Here is a 17,217-nt window from a genome sequence, read left to right as displayed (position 1 = left end):
CGCGACCAATCTGCGCGAGCGGCGCGGCGTGCTGGAATGGGCGTTCGAGGCCAAGCCCGGCGAGGTCAAGGACATCGCGTTCGCCTGGCGCGTGCGCTGGCCCAAGGACAAGGGCGTCGTCATGATGCCGGGCGGGTAGGGCGGCGGTCTTCTCCCTCTCCCCGTTCTTTACGGGGAGAGGGTCGGGGGTGAGGGGCTGCTTCCGCAAATTCCAATAGATGCAGTGAGTATGCGGAGGCTCCCCCTCACCCGAAATTCGCTATCGCGAATTTCGACCTCTCCCCGCTTGCGGGGAGAGGTGACCCAAGCTACTTCGCCTTCAGGAAATCACCGACTTCCAGCAGCACGAATTCGTTGTCGTCGGCCTTGTTGGGATCGCGGCTCGACGAGAACGGCAGGTTGTTGTCGTTGCCGACGATGATGTGGGTGGCGTCGACGCGGTCGACGTTCTCGATGGTGAAGAACGGGAACGTCAGCGCGCCGTCGCTGAGCGGCTTGCGCGCCTTTTTGTCGGGATCCCGGATCTTCATCAGATCGATATAGGCGATCTTGCGGACCGGCTTGCCGGCATTGGCGTCGGTGAGTTCGATTTTGTAGACGCGTTTGAACTTGGCGAGGTCCGGAAAGCAGTTCTCGCCGCGGGTGCCCTGCTGGCAGGCCTTGTCCGCGGTGCCTTCGCCATTGTCGCGCTCGATGATCAGGCCGCTGGTGGCATCGATCATGTTGAAGTCACCGATCGCGTGGCCGTTATTCTCGAACACATAGTGCCAATAGCGGCCCGTGAACTTTTCCGCCGCGACGTCGAATTCGAGTATCCGCGCGGCTTCCTTGCCGTTGACCTTTTCCACGTCCTTCTTGTCGGCATCCCACAACGGGCCTTCCAGCAGGCCGTACAGGAACTTGCCATCCTTCGATCCGCCGAAGCCTTCATAGCCCTTGGAGCGGCGCAGATTGACGGTCGTGTAGCTCGCGCCGGGGGCTGCCGGCGACTGCACCGACCAATGGTCCGGCGAACGCACCGGCTTGCCGTCGGCCATGGTGTCGAACACCGCCAGCACCTTGCCTGATTTGTCGGCCTTCAGGATGTAGGGGCCGAATTCGTCGCCGATCCAGAAGGTGTCGCCGACGATCTGAAAACCCGCGGTGTCGAAGTCGGCGCCGGTGAGATAGCGCTTGGCGGTGTCCTCATGCAGGATACGGAACGGCACCTTCTTGTCGGGGTCGTGCAGGAACACGGTTTCCTGGCGGTCGATCTTGCCGGTCGTCCAGTCGATCTTGTGCCGGTTCAAATACAGCATCGAATCGGCCGAGTTGTAGCGCGAGCCCATGCCGTTGTCGGTGAGCACCCAGAACGAGCCGTCCGGCATCACCTTGATGCCGGAATGGCCCTGCAGCGGCTGGCCCTTGAACGGCAGCGACACGCCGGTCGGGCGCTCGTAGGATTTTCCCATCACGCTGCCGACGGCGTCGACCCGGCGGCCGGTGGTGTATTTGCCCGCGGTCTTGAGATCGGCAGGCGCATCGGCGGGCGCTTCGACAAAGGATTGCGCCGGCAGCACGGCATGGCCCTTGAGCGTGGCTGGAAATTCGCCTTCGCCCTGTGCGAACGCGGCCCCCGTAGCCAGAACGATCGACGCGACGGAACAAAGCAGTGACATGCGCATGGTTAGTCTCCTGGAATGGACCATGCGGTGTTCTGCGCAGCGCGCGTTACAGCGCGCTGACGAATTTATGAAGCGTGGGTGACGCCTGTGGGGAACGTATGGTCTTGCGCCGCCGCTGAATCACCGAACAATCGGCAGACTTAGCTGTTCGGGCCGCGGTCCATGCTGACAGGTTGCCAGCGCCGGAGCGAGGTGTTTTGCAGCACCGACGGATTGACGCAGCTGACCGGCCACATGCCCTGCAGTACCAGTGACAATTCGTAGCCGACGCGGCGCTTGCGCGCCTCGTCGAAGCGTGCCGACGCCGAGGCGACGTGGGCGGTCAGGGTGACGTTTTCCATTGATAGCATCGGATTGTTGTGGGACGGCGGCTCCTTCTCCAGCACGTCGAGGGCGGCGTGGGCGATCCAGCCCTCCTGCAGCGCCTTGATCAGGGTTTCCTCGTCGACGGTCGGGCCGCGCCCGGTGTTGATGAAGATGGCGGTCGGCTTCATCTGCCGAAAATGCTTTTCGCCGAGCATGTGGTGAACCTCCGGCCGCGCCGGGGCATGCATCGACAGGAAATCGGATTGCGACAGCACTTCGGACAGCGTCGCCGGCATCACGCCATGATCGGAAATCAGCGTCTCCTGAATGAAGGGATCGTAGGCCATCATCCGAAGCCCAAACGGGGCGGCGCGCTTGGCGACGGCGCGCGCCACCCGGCCGAACGAGATGAAGCCGAGCGTCTGCCCCATCAGGCGGGAGATCTTCAGCAAAGCCGGGCGGCCCTCCGACCAGCGGCCTTCCCGGACCATCCGGTCCTGTGTGACCAGCTGGCGAAAGCCGGCCAGCAGCAGCATCATGGCGTGGTCGGCGACTTCCTCGATGAAGGTGTCGGGCACGTTGGTGACGGGAATGCCGCGCGCGGTGGCGGCTTTCACGTCGACGCTGTCGACGCCGACGGTTCCGAGCGTGATGACCTTGCAGTTTTCGAGGGCGTCGATGACGGCCTTCGAGATCGGCATGCCCTTGGCGTAGATGGCGTCGGCGGTGCGGGCGGCCGCGATGAATTCCGCCTCATTGGCCGGCGCCTCGATGATCTCGGCGCCGATCGGGTCGAGCGCCTCTTTCTCATAATCATAGCCGCCGCCGGCGACCGTGAAACTCGCGCCCTTCGGTGTCACCACCCTGAATTTCGGCATTTTCTGCTCCCCGATTTGACGCGTCGGTGTTGGTTATGACCGCGACGCTCGTCGCCGCTTCGCTATTCCAGCATCTTGATCGGCCCCGCACAACTACCGGCTGTTGTGATGAAAAAGACGGCAGTTGCAATAGTACTTCTACGGGAGGGCCATCGTAACAAAACGCTAATGCATTTCACTATAGCGTGATGCGAATCATTCCGCCAACGGGCCCGCGCGCCGCGCCCAAAATCCCGGAGACTGCCCGTGAAGCTGACCAATCTGACGATCACCCCCAAGCTCGGCATTTTGGTGGGTGTGACGCTCGTCGGTCTCTGCATTGCAGGTGCGCTCGCCGGCTACTTGATGCAACGCGAGATGATGAGCGCCCGCATCGAACAGACCAGGGCGATCGTCGAGATGGGCCGCAACATGGCGGCCGGGCTGCAGAAGCAGGTCGAGGCCGGCCAATTGACCAAGGAGGCCGCGATCGCCGAATTTACCCGCCGCGGAAATTCGATGACCTACGACAAGGGGGCGGGATATCTGTTCGGTTACACGATGGATGGCGTCGCGCTGATGACGCCTAATCCCAAGCAGCATGGTACGAACCGGCTCGACGTCGAGACCGGCGGCAGGAAGCTTGCGCGCGAATTACGCGACGGCGTAGCTGCAAAGGGTGAGATCCTCCTTCCCTATGAATATAGCAAGCCCGGTGAGAAGGAGATCATTCGCAAGATTTCGTATGCCGTGGCGATCCCCGGCTGGAACATGTTTATCGGGACCGGCGCCTATATCGACGATATCGATGCCAAGCTGACGCCGATCATGTGGCTGTTGGGTCTGGCGTGTCTCGCTATCGGCGTGATCGCCGGCAGCATCGCCTGGATGATCGGCCGCAGCATCAGCCGTCCGCTCGGCCTGCTCGGCGACCGCATGCAGGCGCTGGCGAATGGCTCGCTGGAAGGTGAAATTCCCGGCATCGGTCGCGGTGACGAGGTCGGCAAGATGGCGGCGACCGTCCAGATCTTCAAGGACAACGCAATGCGGATTCGCGGGCTGGAAAAGGCCGAGGCGGAGACCCAGGGGCGCGCCGCGGCGGAACGCCACGCGGCGATGGAAAACCTCGCCAGCGATTTCGAGCGCAGCGTCAACGGCATCGTCCGCTCGGTGTCGACGGCGGCGGCGGGCATGCAGTCCACGGCGCAGTCGATGACGGCTACCGCGAGCGACGCCAGCGCACGCGCGGCGACCGTCGGGGCCGCGTCCGAGAGCGCATCCAACAACGTCGGGACGGTCGCGGCAGCGGCGGAAGAACTTTCGAGCTCGGTCGCCGAGATTTCCCGCCAGGTGACGCGGTCGAGCGAGATCGCCAGCCAGGCGGTGGCCGGCGCCGAACGCACCAACGCCACCGTCGGTGCGCTGTCGACCGGCGCCGAGAAGATCGGCGAAGTGGTCAAGCTGATCCATTCGATCGCAGCCCAGACCAATCTGCTGGCGCTCAACGCCACCATCGAAGCGGCGCGGGCCGGCGAGTCCGGCCGCGGCTTCGCGGTCGTGGCGTCCGAGGTCAAGGCGCTGGCCAACCAGACGGCAAAGGCCACCGAGGAAATCTCGGCCCAGGTCGCCGCGATGCAGGCTTCCACCAGCGATGCGGTTGTCTCGATCGGCGGCATCACCGAGACCATCGCGCAGATGAGCGAGATCACCGTCAGCCTCTCGACCGCGATCGAACAGCAGGGTGACGCCACCCGCGAGATCGCGCGCAACATCCAGTCGGTCGCGGCCGGATCGAGCGAGATCAGCGCCCATATCGGCGGCGTCTCGACCGCCGCGGCAGCCACCGGCACCGCCGCTTCAGACGTGCTTTCGAACGCCCGCGAGCTCGACAATCAATCCGGCATGCTGCGCGTCGCGGTCGACGAATTCCTGACCAAGGTTCGCGCGGCGTAGGTTTGTGTTCGTAGGGTGGGCAAAGGCGCTCTTGCGCCGTGCCCACCCTACGCAACGGGCGCTACTGCTTTTCGATTCCGGCGCCCTTGATCAGTTTCTCCCACACCACCAGCTGTTCCTTCAGGAACGCGGCGAACTCTTCGGGAGGGCCCGAAAACGCCTCCATGCCGCGGTTGGCGAGCTGGCCCTTGATGTCCGGCCGTTCGACGACCTTGCGGATCTCGGCGTTCAGTCTGGTAACGATGTCCTTTGGCATGTTGGCGGGTCCGAGATAACCCTGCCACGACGTGATGTCGAAGCCTTTCACCGTGGCATCCATGGTGGGAAGTTCGGGCAGCAGGGCCGAGCGCTGCTTGGTAGTGACCGCAAGCGCCTTCAGCGCCTTGGCGTTGACATGGGGCAGGCCGGTCGGGACATCGATGAACATCATGGAGACGCGCCCGGCGATCAGGTCGGTCAACGCGGGCGGCGAGCTCTTGTAGGGAACGTGAAGCAGATCGAGGCCGGCGAGGCTGGCGAATGTCGCACCCGACACGATCGCCGCAGAGCTGCCGCTGGCAAAGGAATACTTGCCAGGCTCCTTCTTGGCCAGCGCGATCAGTTCGGCCACCGAGTTTGCCGGAATGTCGGGGTGAATCACCAGCATGAACGGCAGATCGCCGGACCGCGCGATCGGCGTGAAGTCCTTGATCGGATCGTAGGTCATGTTCTTCATCAAGTAGGGATTGGCCGAATGCGGCGTATTCGTCGACACCATCAGCGTGTAGCCGTCCGGCGCGGATCGCGCGACATGGCTCGCCGCGAGCGAGCCGTTGGCGCCCGGCTTGTTCTCGATCACGATGCCGACGCCGAGCGCAATGCCGAGTTCCCTGGAGATGATCCGGGTCGTGGTGTCGGTGCCGCTGCCGGCGGCGAACGGCAATACCAGCGTGATGTTGCGGCTCGGGTAGGGGGCCTGCGCGGACGCCGCGGATGTCAGTCCGGCGAAGATCATTGCGAAGGCCGCGGCTGCACCCAGGCGTTGTGTCGATAGCGAAATCATTCCGTTTCGTCTCCCTTGGAGCCTTGTTGGGGCTTTTTCGATGGATTTCTTGCCGGCCACGCTAGCCTGCCCGAGGCCAAAACGAAAGCCGGTACTGCGCCGCAGCTATCCGTCAATTGCATAGGTTACTGCGCCGCCGATGCGGGCCTCGAGGCGATCACCACGCCGGCCAGCACCAGCACATATCCCGTCAGATGGAACAGCCGCGGCTGCTCGCCGAGCAGCAGGATCGCCATCGCCGAGCCGAATACCGGCACCAGATGAAGGAACGGCGAGGCGCGGTTCGGGCCGATCAGCGCGATGCCGCGGTTGAAGAACAAATAGGCCAGCGTCGATGGAAAGATCATGACGTAGATCACCGTCGCCGCCGTCAGCGCATCCGGCTTCAGCCTGACGCCGGTCGAAAACTCCCAGATCGAGAACGGCAGCAGCAGCAGTGCGCCGCAGCCGATGGTGAAGGAAATCAGCGACAGCTGGTGGATCTTCGGCCGCCGCGTGATCAACGCCGAATACAGCCCGAAGCTCAGTACCGCGCCGGCGAACATCACGTCGCCGCGGTTGAACTGGATATTGACCAGCGCCGCGAGATCGCCGCGCAGGAGGATGGTCAACACGCCCGCGAGCGAGATCGTGATGCCGGCGAACTGCGCGAGAGTCAGCCGCATCCCGAACAGCAGCAGCGACCACAGCGCCACGAACAGCGGTCCCGACGACTGGATCAACAGCGCGTTCAGCGCCTCGGTATATTGCAGCGCCCAGTAGGAAATCGCATTGTTGAAGGCGAAACCGGTCGCCGATAGCCCTACCATCATGGGCAGGCGTGCGCGCAGCGCCGGCCAGTCCTGCTTCAGGTGCGGCCAGGCAAACGGCATCAGCATCAGGAAGGCACCGATCCAGCGCACGCAGGACAGCGTCATCGGCGGCACATGGCCGGCGACATAGCGTGCGAGCACGATATTGCCGGCCCAGAACAGCGAGGTCAGGCTCAGGAGCAGATAGGGCTGGTTATTGAGCCATCTGACCGGGTCGGGGGCAGGCGGTGCGGGCGCGGGAATTGTCATTTGTTTCAGGGAAGAGTTGTGCCGGAATTCCGCCGCGCGACAAGTCCCGCATCCGCAATGCTACAATGCCGGAATCAGAGCGAGCGAGGAGCAGGCGATGGGCGTGGATCTGTTGAATATCACTGGGCTGAAGGAGCTGGAGCAGCAGGAGCCGGTGGTGATGGTGAACCTGATGCGGTTCCACGACCGCTCGCTCGACGGCGACGGCTCGGGCTGGGATGCCTATCTGCGCTACAGCGCTCTGACGGTGCCGATGATCAAGGCGCGCGGCGGCACCCTGCTGTGGACCGGCGATGCCAAAGCCGTTGCGCTGGGGCAGCAACACGGCAACCAGTGGGACTATCTGGCGCTGGTGTATTATCCCTCGGTGGCTGCCTTCGTCGACATGATGACGTCCGAAGACTACGAGACCCGATGCGATCCGCATCGCCGCCACGGCTGCGCCGAGCATGTGATCATCGCTACGGCGGAGGCCTACAGCAAGTTCAAGATGGGCTGACGGCACAGGACTCGCTCGTCGTCCCGGCGAACGCCGGGACCCATAATCCCGGTCGTTTGTCGTTCGGAAGGTCGCTTCATCCCTGCGCGAACGACAGGCCGCGGCGTATGGGCCCCGGCGTTCGCCGGGGCGACGGCAGAGATCAGCTGATTTCCTTGCGCACCGTCGCCGCGGCGTCGCACATCGCCTTCAGCTTGCCGAAGGCTGTGTGGCGCGGCATGTATTTCATGCCGCAGTCGGGCGCGGGGATCAGCCGTTCCGCGGCGACATATTTCAGGCCATTGCGGATACGATCGGCAACCACCGCGGCGGTTTCGATTTCCGGGTTGCCGAGGTCCAGTACGCCGAGCATGATCTTCTTCGAGGACAGATCCTTGAGCACGCCGAGATCGAGTTTTGGTTGCGCCGCCTCGATCGAAATCTGGTCGGCCGTCGTATCGGACAACTCAGCGAGAAACGAATAGCCTGCGGGCTTCGTGGAGCCCGGCACCACGGCGGCATAGCCGAAACACAGATGCACCACGGTCGGCACCGTGATGCCCTGCAGCGCGCGGTTGATCGCCTTCACCGCGTAGCGCTTTGCCAGTTCGGGATTGTTGCGCACCCAGGGCTCGTCGAGCTGGATCACATCGGCGCCGGCCTTCTGCAGGTCGAGGGCTTCGGCATTGACGGCTTCGGCGAAGGCCATCGCCAGTTCCTCGTCGTCCTCGTAGAACTCGTTCTTGGCCTGCTGGCTCATGGTGAAGGGGCCGGGCAGCGTGATCTTGGCGGCGCGGTCGGTATTGCGGCGGAGAAACTCCATGTCGCGCAATTCCACAGGCTGGCTACGGCGGACCTTGCCGACCACGCGCGGCACCGGCGTCTCCAGTCCCGAGCGCGATTTGATCATCGCGGGATTGTCGATGTCGATGCCCTCGAGCGCGGTGGCAAAGCGGTTCGAATAACTCTCCCTGCGGATCTCGCCGTCGGTCACGATATCGATGCCGGCGCGCTCCATGTCCCTGATGGCGACGATGGTGGCGTCGTCCTGGGCTTCTTCCAGATGCTCCTCCGGCAGCCGCCACATCGCATGCATGCGGGTGCGCGGCACTACCGTTGCCAGCATGGCGCGGTCGACCAGCCATTCCGGCTGCGGATAGCTGCCGACCACGGTGGTCGGCAGCAGATGTTTCGGCATGTTCACGATGCAAACCGCCGCACCAGATCGGGCGTAATCTCGCCGATGCTGCGGATGCCGAGCAGCGCCAGATCGCGGTTGATCTCGTCCATCAGCAGCGTCAGCGCGCGCCGCACCGCGGCTTCGCCGCCGGCGACCGCCGCATAGAGCAAGGGCCGGCCGACGAACACGAACTTGGCGCCGAGCGCCAGCGCCTTGATCACGTCGGTGCCGCGGCGGATGCCGCCGTCGAGCATCACGGTCATGCCGCCCGCTTCGGCCGCGATCTCCGGCAGCGTGCGCAGCGCCGACACGGCAAAATCGAGTTGGCGGCCGGCGTGATTGGAAAGGATCACGCCATCGGCGCCGCTCTCGCGCGCGATGCGCGCATCCGCAGGCGAGATCAGGCCCTTGACCACCAGCTTGCCGTTCCAGCGGCGGCGGATCAGCTCGAGATGCTTCCAGGCCAGTTGGTCGCGATGGCCGATGTTGCGCATCAGGTTCTTGGCCAGCACCGGCGGGCCGCGCTTGGCGTCCATGTTTTCGAAATGCGGCATGCCGTGATTCATCAACGTGCGCGCCCAGACGCCGAACAGCCAGTGCGGATGGCTCACGGTGTCCCACGCCACCCGCGGCGTGATCGCCAGCGGGACCTGAAAGCCGTTGCGGATATTGTTCTCGCGGTTGGGCGGCACCGGCACATCGGCGGTCACGACGAAGGTGTCGTAGCCGGCGGCGGCGACGCGGTCGACCAGCGGCTCGATGCGCGAAGTCTCGCCGGCGAGGTAGGCCTGATACCAGGCATCGGGATTTTCCCGCCGCACGTCCTCCAGGGTGATCAACGACGAGGCGCTGAGGATCATCGGCAGGTTCATGGCGGCCGCCGCGCGGGTCAGCACGATGTCGCCGCGATAGGCGCACAGCGCCGACGAGCCCATCGGCGGAATGCCGAACGGCGCCGCATAGGTCTTGCCGAACAGCGTGGTGGTCTGCTCGCGGCCGGAGACGTCGTTCAATACCCGCGGCACGAAGCCGTATTCCTCGAAGGCGCGGCGGTTGTCGCGCACCGAGGCGTCGGTCTCGGCGCCGCCTGCGATGTATCCGTAAAGAAATTTCGGCAGCCGTCGCCTTGCCGTCGTCTCGAAATCGTCGAGCGAAAGATAGCGCCGCAAGTTACGTGGAACGGCGCTGGCTTCGCGTTGCACCGTGGGCGGCGGGGCTTTTTCGGTGGCGGTCTTGTCGTGCACGTTGGCGAGCCTTCTCTTGCGGATCTTGTTTTAGGGAGTCCGTCGGGCAGGTGGGCGGCCAGCGGGCTTCTGGTCCGACTTGTTGATGGACGCGCTGAGGTCCTGCAGCGCGCGGCGGGCATCGCTGATCACGACGGCGGAGCGCTTGTCGAAGCTCTGGACCAGTTCGCGAAGGGAGATCACGGTCGGCAGCAGCTCGCCGCCATATTTGTCGCTGCCGACGTTGGCCAGGAATTTCTGGGTCTGGCCAAGGCCATCGTCGATGCCTTTCATGACATCGTCGGAGACGTCGACGATGTCGGTGATCCGTCTGCCGTTGCTTGCCAGGCTCGCCGTAAACGTCTCGAAGTTGAGCAGCGTGTCCTTCACCGCTACTTCATTCTCCTTGATGACCTTGTCGATGTTCCGCAGCGCCACCCGGATCTTCCCCTGCGTGTCCAGCAGCGCGTCCGGGTCGGCCGTCAGCACCGGCACGCCGTCCTTGTCCAGCGGAACCGGAGGGCCGTCGATCGCGCCGCCGATCAGCGATATCGCGGCCACGCCGGTCAGTCCCTGAAATTCGAGCCCGGCCTCGGTGTCCTTGCGGACCGGAGCGGTGTTGTCGATCATCGCCAGCGCCACCACCCGGCGCGGGTTATCCAGCGTCAGCGAAACGACCTCGCCGACCCGGACGCCGTTCAAATTGACGCCGCCGCCCTTGTGAAGGCCGGATGCGGAGCCTTCGAAAACCACCCGGAGCGGGACCCGTCCCTGGACGCCGGTGTACTTCCGGATGCCGAGAAACGTGCCGAATCCCCCGGCGATCAGCGCCAGGGTCAACGATCCGATCAACAGGCTGCTCGCCCGCGGTTTCATGTCCGGTATCCAGCTGCAAACAGCATCAACGGATAGCGCAATTGCCGCCTCCAGTCACCGTTTTCCGGACAGATGATGGGTCAGGCCGCGGTCGCGGGCTTGCGCGAGGCGAGGAAAACGCCTGCCAGCACCAGCGCGAAGCCGATCACATGGAACAGCCGCGGGTGCTCGCCGAGAAAGACGATCGCCATCGCGGCGCCGAACATCGGGACGACATGAAAGAACGCCGCCGCACGGTTGGCGCCGATCAGGTGCACGCCGCGATTGAAGCACAGGTAGGCCACGGTCGAGGGGAACACCGCGACATAGAACAGCGTCAGCAGGTTGGCGCTGTCGAGCTGCATCAGCGGCCGGGTCATCAGTTCCCAGACGAACAGGGGAATCAGGGCGGCGGCGCCGCAGCCGAAGGTGAAGCCGACAAAGGAAAGGCCGTGGATCTGCGGGCGCTTGAAGGACAGCGTTGAGTACAACCCGAAGATCGCCAGCGCGGTGATGAAGATGATGTCGCCGATGTTGAATTCGATGTTCTTCAGCGTCGTCAGGTCGCCCTGCAGCAGGATGACCAGCACGCCCGCCAGCGACACCGCGAGCCCGCCGGCCTGCGCCAGCGTCAGCCGGATGCCGAGCAGCAGCAGCGACCATATCGCGACGAACAGGGGTGCTGCCGACTGCAGCAACAGCGTGTTCAGTGCCTGGGTGTGCTCGAGCGCCCAGTATTGCATGGTGTTGAAGGCGCTGATCCCGGTGACGGAAAGGATCACCATGGTGCCGAGCCGGCCGCGGATCGCGCCCCAGTCGCGCACCAGATGTTTCCAGGCGAATGGCAGGATGATGAGAAATGCCATCGACCAGCGCAGGAACGACAGCGTGACCGGCGGAATATGCCCGGCGGCGAGCCGGCCGACGATGGCGTTGCCGGCCCAGCACAGCGCGGTGATGGACAGCAGCAAATAGGGCTGGTTGGCGATCCAGTTCCCGGAGGGGGCGGCGCCTGACGTGCGGTCGGAAGCAGACATTCTCTGGGCTCGGTTCATGGCGCCGCGCCCGGCCCGGCGCGGAACCGGGCCGGAATGTTCGCCCGGCAAGCCTCACAGACACGGGTTTTGACCGGCTTTCAATGGCGGAAGACGCATCGCGACCATGCGAGGCGCAGCCTGCTCACGCCGTCAGCGCATGCGCGACCGCGCCCGCGGCGATGGCGGCGTCATTGGGATCGATTTCGATCTGCAGCCCGCGCTGCCCGCCATTGACGAACACGGTCAGATGGCTCAGCGCCGCCTGCTCGATCGCCACCGGCACGCGCTTCTTCTGCCCGAACGGGCTGATGCCGCCGACATGATAGCCGGTCATCCGTTCGGCATCGGCCGGGCGCATCATGTTCGCCGACTTGCCGTCAAATGCCGCCGCCAGCTTCTTCATGCTGACCTCGCAATCCGCCGGCACCACCACACAGACCGGGGTGCCGTCGACCTCGGCCATCAGGGTCTTCAGCACGCGGTTCGGGTCGACGCCGAGCGCCTCGGCGGCCTGCAGCCCGGTACTTTCGGCACTGGAATCGTAGACATAGGTGTGCAGCTTGAAGGCGCAGCCGACCTTCCGCAGCGCAAGGGTCGCAGGCGTGGTCTTCGACATGGTGCCATTGCTCCGCGTCACGAGGCGGAGTCCAGATAGCAAATTCCGGGGCGGGCCGTCACGCCCGCTCTGCTCACAATCGCTTCCGCGATGCTCAGTTGGTCTGGCGCTCGGACATGGCCGACCGACTTTTGACTCACATCAATGCCGCTCCACTGCGCACCGCTACCGTTTGACAAGGGCGGGGAGCCGGGACTTCAAATGGAGGGAGTGCCATGGCCGCAAGATTCGGAATGACGCTGATTGCTTCCGCAGCCTTGGGCGTCAGCGTGTTGCTGGCGACCGCCACTGCACAGCCCGGTCCAGGATCCGGATTCATGGGCCCGGGCATGATGTCGGGTCCCGGCATGATGGGACCGGGGATGATGGGCCGACGCGGTTTCGGCGCGATGTGCAATCCCGGCGCCAGCGGCTTTGCGGAGTGGCGGGCCGACCGGATCGCCGAACTGGTCAAGCTGACCGACGCGCAGCGCGGCAAGTTCGATGAATTCAAGGCAGCGTCGATCAAGGCGGCGGAGGTCATGCGGAGCGCCTGTCAGACCGATGTGCCCGCGACCATCGTGGGGCGGACCGAAGCGATGGAAAAGCGCATGGACACCATGCTGCAGGCGATCAAGACGATGCGGCCGGCGCTGGAGGCGTTCTACGCGACGCTGAGCGACGAGCAGAAGGCCAAGCTCGATTCGAACTACGGCCGCGGCCGGTTCGGGCGCTGGCGCGATCGCTGGTAGGTCGGACAGGGCGCTGCCGCAGCAACCGGGACTGAGTTGCGATCGCTGCGGTGACGCCGGCGTTTTAATCCGGCATCACGGCTCCGAGCCTTCCGCCGCGCTCGGCACTGCCCTCGGGTCGCCACAAATTTTAAGGGGATATCAATGGGTTGGAGACCCTCCAACCCGGTCGAAAGAGCCCGTTCTTGCTTGCTTCGATAGCCTGCTTCCTTTATCCGATGGTATGCCTCGCATGCGAGCGGCTCCGGCCGTGATTTCGGCTGGGCGCATGATCCGGAAGAGTGGGAACCGTTTTTCCGAACCGATCATTCTCGGACCAGGACTGTTGCAGAGGGATATCTTTCGAAATGACCAATGTCGTCGTCGTCGGCGCCCAGTGGGGCGACGAAGGGAAGGGCAAGATTGTCGATTGGCTGTCGGAGCAGGCCGACATCGTCGTGCGCTTCCAGGGCGGCCACAATGCCGGCCATACCCTCGTCATCAACGGCATCACCTACAAGCTGGCGCTGCTGCCCTCCGGCGTGTTGCGGCCCTCGAAGCTGGCGGTGATCGGCAACGGCGTGGTGTTCGATCCGCAGGCCTTCCTCGACGAGGTGACCCGGCTGAGGGGCCAGGGCGTCGCCATCAGCCCGGAGAACCTGCGCGTCGCCGAGAACGTCACGCTGATCCTGCCGCTGCACCGCGAGCTCGATGCGCTCAGGGAATCGGCCAACGCCCTGACCGCGATCGGCACCACCCGGCGCGGCATCGGTCCGGCCTATGAGGACAAGGTCGGCCGCCGCGCCATCCGGCTGATGGATCTGGCCGATCTCGATACTCTGCCGCACAAGATCGACCGCCTGCTGGCGCACCACAATGCGCTGCGCCGCGGCCTCAGCCTCGAGGAAATCGACGGCGGCGGCATTTTGAAGGAGCTGAGCGCGCTGGCGCCGCAACTTTTGCCCTACGCCGAGACGGTGTGGCGGCTGCTCGACCAGAAGCGCCGCGAGGGCAAGCGCATCCTGTTCGAGGGCGCGCAGGGCGCGCTGCTGGATGTCGACCACGGCACCTATCCCTATGTCACCTCGTCCAACACCGTGGCGGCGCAGGCGGCGACCGGCACCGGCATGGGCCCGTCCGCGGTCGGCTATGTCTTGGGGATCTGCAAGGCCTATACGACCCGGGTCGGCCAGGGCCCGTTCCCGACCGAGCAGGACAACGAGATCGGCCGCAAGATCGGCGAGCGCGGCCGCGAGTTCGGCACCAATACCGGCCGTCCGCGCCGCTGCGGCTGGTTCGACGCGGTGCTGGTGCGCCAGACCGTGCGGACCTGCGGCATCAACGGGCTGGCGCTGACCAAGCTCGACATTCTCGACGGTTTTGACACCATCGAGGTCTGCACCGGCTATACGCTGGACGGCAAGGAGATCGACCATCTGCCGGCCGGCGAGGGCGCGCAGGCCCGGATCAAGCCGGTCTACGAGACCATCGAGGGCTGGAAGGAGCCGACCGCCAATGCCCGCTCCTGGGCGGATTTGCCGGCGCAGGCCATCAAATATGTCCGCCGGGTCGAGGAATTGGTGGGTTGTCCGATCGCCTTGCTTTCCACCAGCCCGGAACGCGAAGATACTATTCTGGTGCAGAACCCGTTTGAGGCTTAACGAGATGTTACCGGAAGGCCTGCAATGTGATGGCCTGCCAGTTTAAGGGCCTGCAATGTTGAGACGATATGGCTGATTACTACCCGCTGATCGCCCGCGCCATTGCCGGCCTGGATCCCAGTGCCCCCGGCGAGAGCCGGCGTGCGCTGTATGAGCGGGCCCGCGCCGCGCTGATCGCGCAGCTGCGCAGCGTGCAGCCTCCCTTGAGCGAATCCGAGATCACCCGCGAGCGGCTGTCGCTGGAAGAGGCCGTCCGCAAGGTCGAATCCGAGGCCGCCCAGCGTGCCCGGGACGCCTCGCGCGCCGGCGCCCGCGCCGGCGATTCCTTCCGCGCCACGACACGGCCAACGGGCCGGCCGGGCGAGCCGGCGCCACCGGTTGCCGCACAGCCGCCGGCTTCCACGCCGCCGGCGCGTCCGCGCCCGCCTTCGCCGCCGCCCGCGCGCAACGACCGTCCGCCGCTCGGCCAGGACGACCGTTCGCAACGCAACCCACGTCCCGATGCCGCCCCGCAGCCGCCGCGTCCGCAGCCGCCGCAACCGCAGGTCCCGATGCAGGATCCGCAGCTGCCGCCGACCCGCGAACGCACCGGCGCGCCGCGCCGCGGCCCCGACAACAACGCGCCGCAGGCGCCGGGCATGCGCGGCTTCCGCGACATCGCCGCCGACGCCGACGATCTCGGCCGCGCTGCTGCGCAGGCCACCCGCTCGGCGCGCAAGACCTACGCCAACGTGCCGTCGCCCTCGCCGGAATTCGACCGGCTCGAGCCGAGCATGGAGAACCGCGGCGCCGATCCCGACGCGCCCTATTCCTATGACGAATCCGTCGAGGAGGCCGAGCGCTACGCGCCCTCCGCGCAGCAGCAGCAACCGCCGCAGCGGCCGCAACGTTCGCGCCTGACGCAGGACCGCGAGAGCGAGGCGAAGAAGCGGATCCGGTCCGGCACCGTGTTCCCGTTCAAGAGCGCGATCGCGGTCGGCGTCGTGCTGATCCTGGTCGGCGCCGGCATCCTGTGGGGCAAGTCGCTGGTGACCACGGTCTCCGGGCTGTTCAAGTCGCAGCCGGTGGCGGACGCGCCGAAGGATCCCTCGACGCCGCTGTCGAAGCCGAAGATTCCCGATCGCGTCGGCCAGCCGTCGTCGTCCGACCAGCTCGCCCCGGTGGCGCAGCGCGTGGTGCTGTATGACGAGGATCCCTCCGATCCCAAGGGCAAGCAATATGTCGGCTCGGTGATCTGGCGCACCGAACAGGTCAAGGCGTCCGGCGCCCAGAAGGCCGATATCGCGGTGCGCGCCGAGATCGAGATCCCCGATCGCAAGTTCAAGATGACGATGTCGTTCCTGCGCAACACCGACACGTCGCTGCCGGCCAGCCACACCGCGGAACTGACCTTCATCCTGCCGCAGGATTTTGCCGGCGGCGGCATCGGCAACGTGCCGGGCGTGCTGATGAAATCCAACGAGCAGGCCCGCGGCACGCCGCTGGCGGGCTATGCGGTGAAAGTCACCGACGGCCCGAAGGCGCTGTTCCTGGTCGGCCTGTCCAACATCGATTCCGAGCGCTCGCGCAACATCCAGCTCCTGAAGGAGCGCTCCTGGTTCGACGTGCCGCTGGTCTACGTCAACCAGCGCCGCGCCATCATCGCCATCGAAAAGGGCGCACCGGGCGAACGCGCCTTCAACGAGGCGTTCCAGGCGTGGGGCGAGTAGGCGCAGGTTAGTATAGAGAAGCGCGCTCCCCATGTCGTCCCTGCGAACGCAGGGACCCATACGCCGTGCCGTCGATGTCAGGGGATGGTGTTGGCGGGCTTGTTGAATCATTACGTCACGGCTCAGACGACCGGGATTATGGGTCCCTGCGCCCCGTGCGCAATTGCGCACTAGGCAGGGACGACAGCTGACTAAATTTTCAAACATCGCGTGAGCATGAACACGACTTCGCGTTCTCGCGGCGCCATGCGCCCGAGCTTTGCGTCGAATGCCGCCCTCGAAAAGCAAGAGGGCGCAGGGAAAGCCGGGTGCGCGCTGCACCCGCGGTCTCGTGTGCAAAAAGTGTAGAGGTAGGCGGCACACGAGCATACAGGTGAAGCGGAGGCATCCGGCTTTCCCTGCGCGATGGTTTAAGGCTTATACGCGCTCTCCTCGGCGAGCCCTGCACTCTTGCCGCCGTTGCCCGCGGGAAGTTTTGCTTCCCGCGAACGTGACACCTGCCCTTGGGGTGTCGGGACCACACGATTTCACCGTCCGCTCGAATTGCGCTCGTCAGTCGCAACTTCCGCGTCCACCGCATCCCACCGCGCGTTCGTGACGATCGCGACCCGCCCCTCTCATCGGGTGAGACGGGCGAATCCCTAAAGGTGATTTGCCCGACGTGTTAAGCGGAATATTTTTGATTTCGGGGCTTGACTTTCGTTTCTGATAATCGGAAGTGATTTGCCCGTCGGGTTGTTTTGTCGCGGCCGGGCCGCGAGATTTCGCTTGCGCGCGAGGCGAAGCAGTTCGCTGACGCCGTGGGCAGATCGGACAGGAAGTCCCCTTTGCGCAATGGCGAATTCCGGTATGCTGGTCAAAACAC

14 protein-coding genes are annotated in these 17,217 nt (G+C 64.9%); 5 read left to right on the top strand and 9 right to left on the bottom strand.

Translation table 11 applies throughout. The features are described 5' to 3' along the window. Positions 1–308: 308 nt before the first annotated feature. Positions 309–1,664 carry an esterase-like activity of phytase family protein gene (locus Q7U29_RS21320; RefSeq protein WP_304744518.1) on the bottom strand — a complete coding sequence of 452 codons (1,356 nt, stop codon included), beginning with the start codon at positions 1,662–1,664 and terminating at the stop codon, positions 309–311. A gap of 140 nt (positions 1,665–1,804) precedes the next feature. Next, positions 1,805–2,848, bottom strand: a complete 1,044-nt coding sequence (locus Q7U29_RS21315) for a C-terminal binding protein (RefSeq protein WP_304744517.1) — start codon at positions 2,846–2,848, stop codon at positions 1,805–1,807. Positions 2,849–3,094: 246 nt separating this feature from the next. Here Q7U29_RS21315 and Q7U29_RS21310 point away from each other — a divergent pair, with 246 nt between their 5' ends. Further along, positions 3,095–4,780 carry a methyl-accepting chemotaxis protein gene (locus tag Q7U29_RS21310; RefSeq protein ID WP_304744516.1) on the top strand — a complete coding sequence of 562 codons (1,686 nt, stop codon included), beginning with the start codon at positions 3,095–3,097 and terminating at the stop codon, positions 4,778–4,780. Positions 4,781–4,841: 61 nt separating this feature from the next. Here Q7U29_RS21310 and Q7U29_RS21305 read toward each other — a convergent pair whose 3' ends face one another. Together Q7U29_RS21305 and Q7U29_RS21300 are read right to left on the bottom strand one after the other, a co-directional pair. Next, the gene (locus Q7U29_RS21305) at positions 4,842–5,774 is read right to left on the bottom strand and encodes a Bug family tripartite tricarboxylate transporter substrate binding protein (protein ID WP_370691807.1); all 933 of its coding nucleotides are present in this window, start codon (positions 5,772–5,774) and stop codon (positions 4,842–4,844) included. A 173-nt stretch (positions 5,775–5,947) separates the two neighbouring features. Then, positions 5,948–6,883, bottom strand: coding sequence for a DMT family transporter (locus Q7U29_RS21300; RefSeq protein WP_304744514.1), 936 nt, complete (start codon positions 6,881–6,883; stop codon positions 5,948–5,950). 97 nt (positions 6,884–6,980) lie between these two features. On the opposite strand from Q7U29_RS21300, the gene Q7U29_RS21295 reads away from it, so the two are divergent. Further along, positions 6,981–7,382 carry a DUF1330 domain-containing protein gene (locus Q7U29_RS21295; RefSeq protein WP_304744513.1) on the top strand — a complete coding sequence of 134 codons (402 nt, stop codon included), beginning with the start codon at positions 6,981–6,983 and terminating at the stop codon, positions 7,380–7,382. A 142-nt stretch (positions 7,383–7,524) separates the two neighbouring features. Here the strand turns inward: Q7U29_RS21295 and Q7U29_RS21290 are convergent, their stop codons facing one another. The 5 genes from Q7U29_RS21290 to ybaK all read right to left on the bottom strand — a co-directional run bounded on the left by Q7U29_RS21290 (position 7,525) and on the right by ybaK (position 12,272). Then, positions 7,525–8,559 carry a uroporphyrinogen decarboxylase family protein gene (locus Q7U29_RS21290; protein ID WP_304744519.1) on the bottom strand — a complete coding sequence of 345 codons (1,035 nt, stop codon included), beginning with the start codon at positions 8,557–8,559 and terminating at the stop codon, positions 7,525–7,527. Positions 8,560–8,561: 2 nt separating this feature from the next. Beyond that, positions 8,562–9,785: an alpha-hydroxy acid oxidase gene (locus tag Q7U29_RS21285; RefSeq protein ID WP_304744512.1), complete on the bottom strand. Its 1,224-nt coding sequence runs from the start codon at positions 9,783–9,785 to the stop codon at positions 8,562–8,564. A 30-nt stretch (positions 9,786–9,815) separates the two neighbouring features. Continuing rightward, positions 9,816–10,640 (bottom strand): MlaD family protein, encoded by an 825-nt coding sequence (locus Q7U29_RS21280; protein WP_304744511.1) that lies wholly within the window; start codon positions 10,638–10,640, stop codon positions 9,816–9,818. 80 nt (positions 10,641–10,720) lie between these two features. Further along, positions 10,721–11,656, bottom strand: a complete 936-nt coding sequence (locus Q7U29_RS21275; protein WP_304744510.1) for a DMT family transporter — start codon at positions 11,654–11,656, stop codon at positions 10,721–10,723. A gap of 142 nt (positions 11,657–11,798) precedes the next feature. Continuing rightward, on the bottom strand, positions 11,799–12,272 hold the full coding sequence (ybaK, locus tag Q7U29_RS21270; protein ID WP_304744509.1) for a Cys-tRNA(Pro) deacylase: 474 nt from the start codon (positions 12,270–12,272) through the stop codon (positions 11,799–11,801). Between the two features lie 215 nt (positions 12,273–12,487). Here ybaK and Q7U29_RS21265 point away from each other — a divergent pair, with 215 nt between their 5' ends. From Q7U29_RS21265 to Q7U29_RS21255, 3 genes are all read left to right on the top strand, one after another. Next, positions 12,488–13,003 (top strand): Spy/CpxP family protein refolding chaperone, encoded by a 516-nt coding sequence (locus tag Q7U29_RS21265; RefSeq protein WP_304744508.1) that lies wholly within the window; start codon positions 12,488–12,490, stop codon positions 13,001–13,003. Between the two features lie 347 nt (positions 13,004–13,350). Further along, on the top strand, positions 13,351–14,643 hold the full coding sequence (locus Q7U29_RS21260) for an adenylosuccinate synthase (RefSeq protein WP_304744507.1): 1,293 nt from the start codon (positions 13,351–13,353) through the stop codon (positions 14,641–14,643). Between the two features lie 68 nt (positions 14,644–14,711). After that, a complete protein-coding gene (locus Q7U29_RS21255; protein ID WP_304744506.1) occupies positions 14,712–16,352 on the top strand; it encodes a hypothetical protein in 1,641 nt (546 codons plus the stop codon). Positions 16,353–17,217 lie beyond the last annotated feature (865 nt).

Source organism: Bradyrhizobium sp., assembly GCF_030654605.1.
In the GTDB taxonomy this organism is placed as follows: domain Bacteria; phylum Pseudomonadota; class Alphaproteobacteria; order Rhizobiales; family Xanthobacteraceae; genus Bradyrhizobium.
Note: the sequence above shows the minus strand (reverse complement) of the source record. Positions and strands in the feature narration are given on the sequence as shown.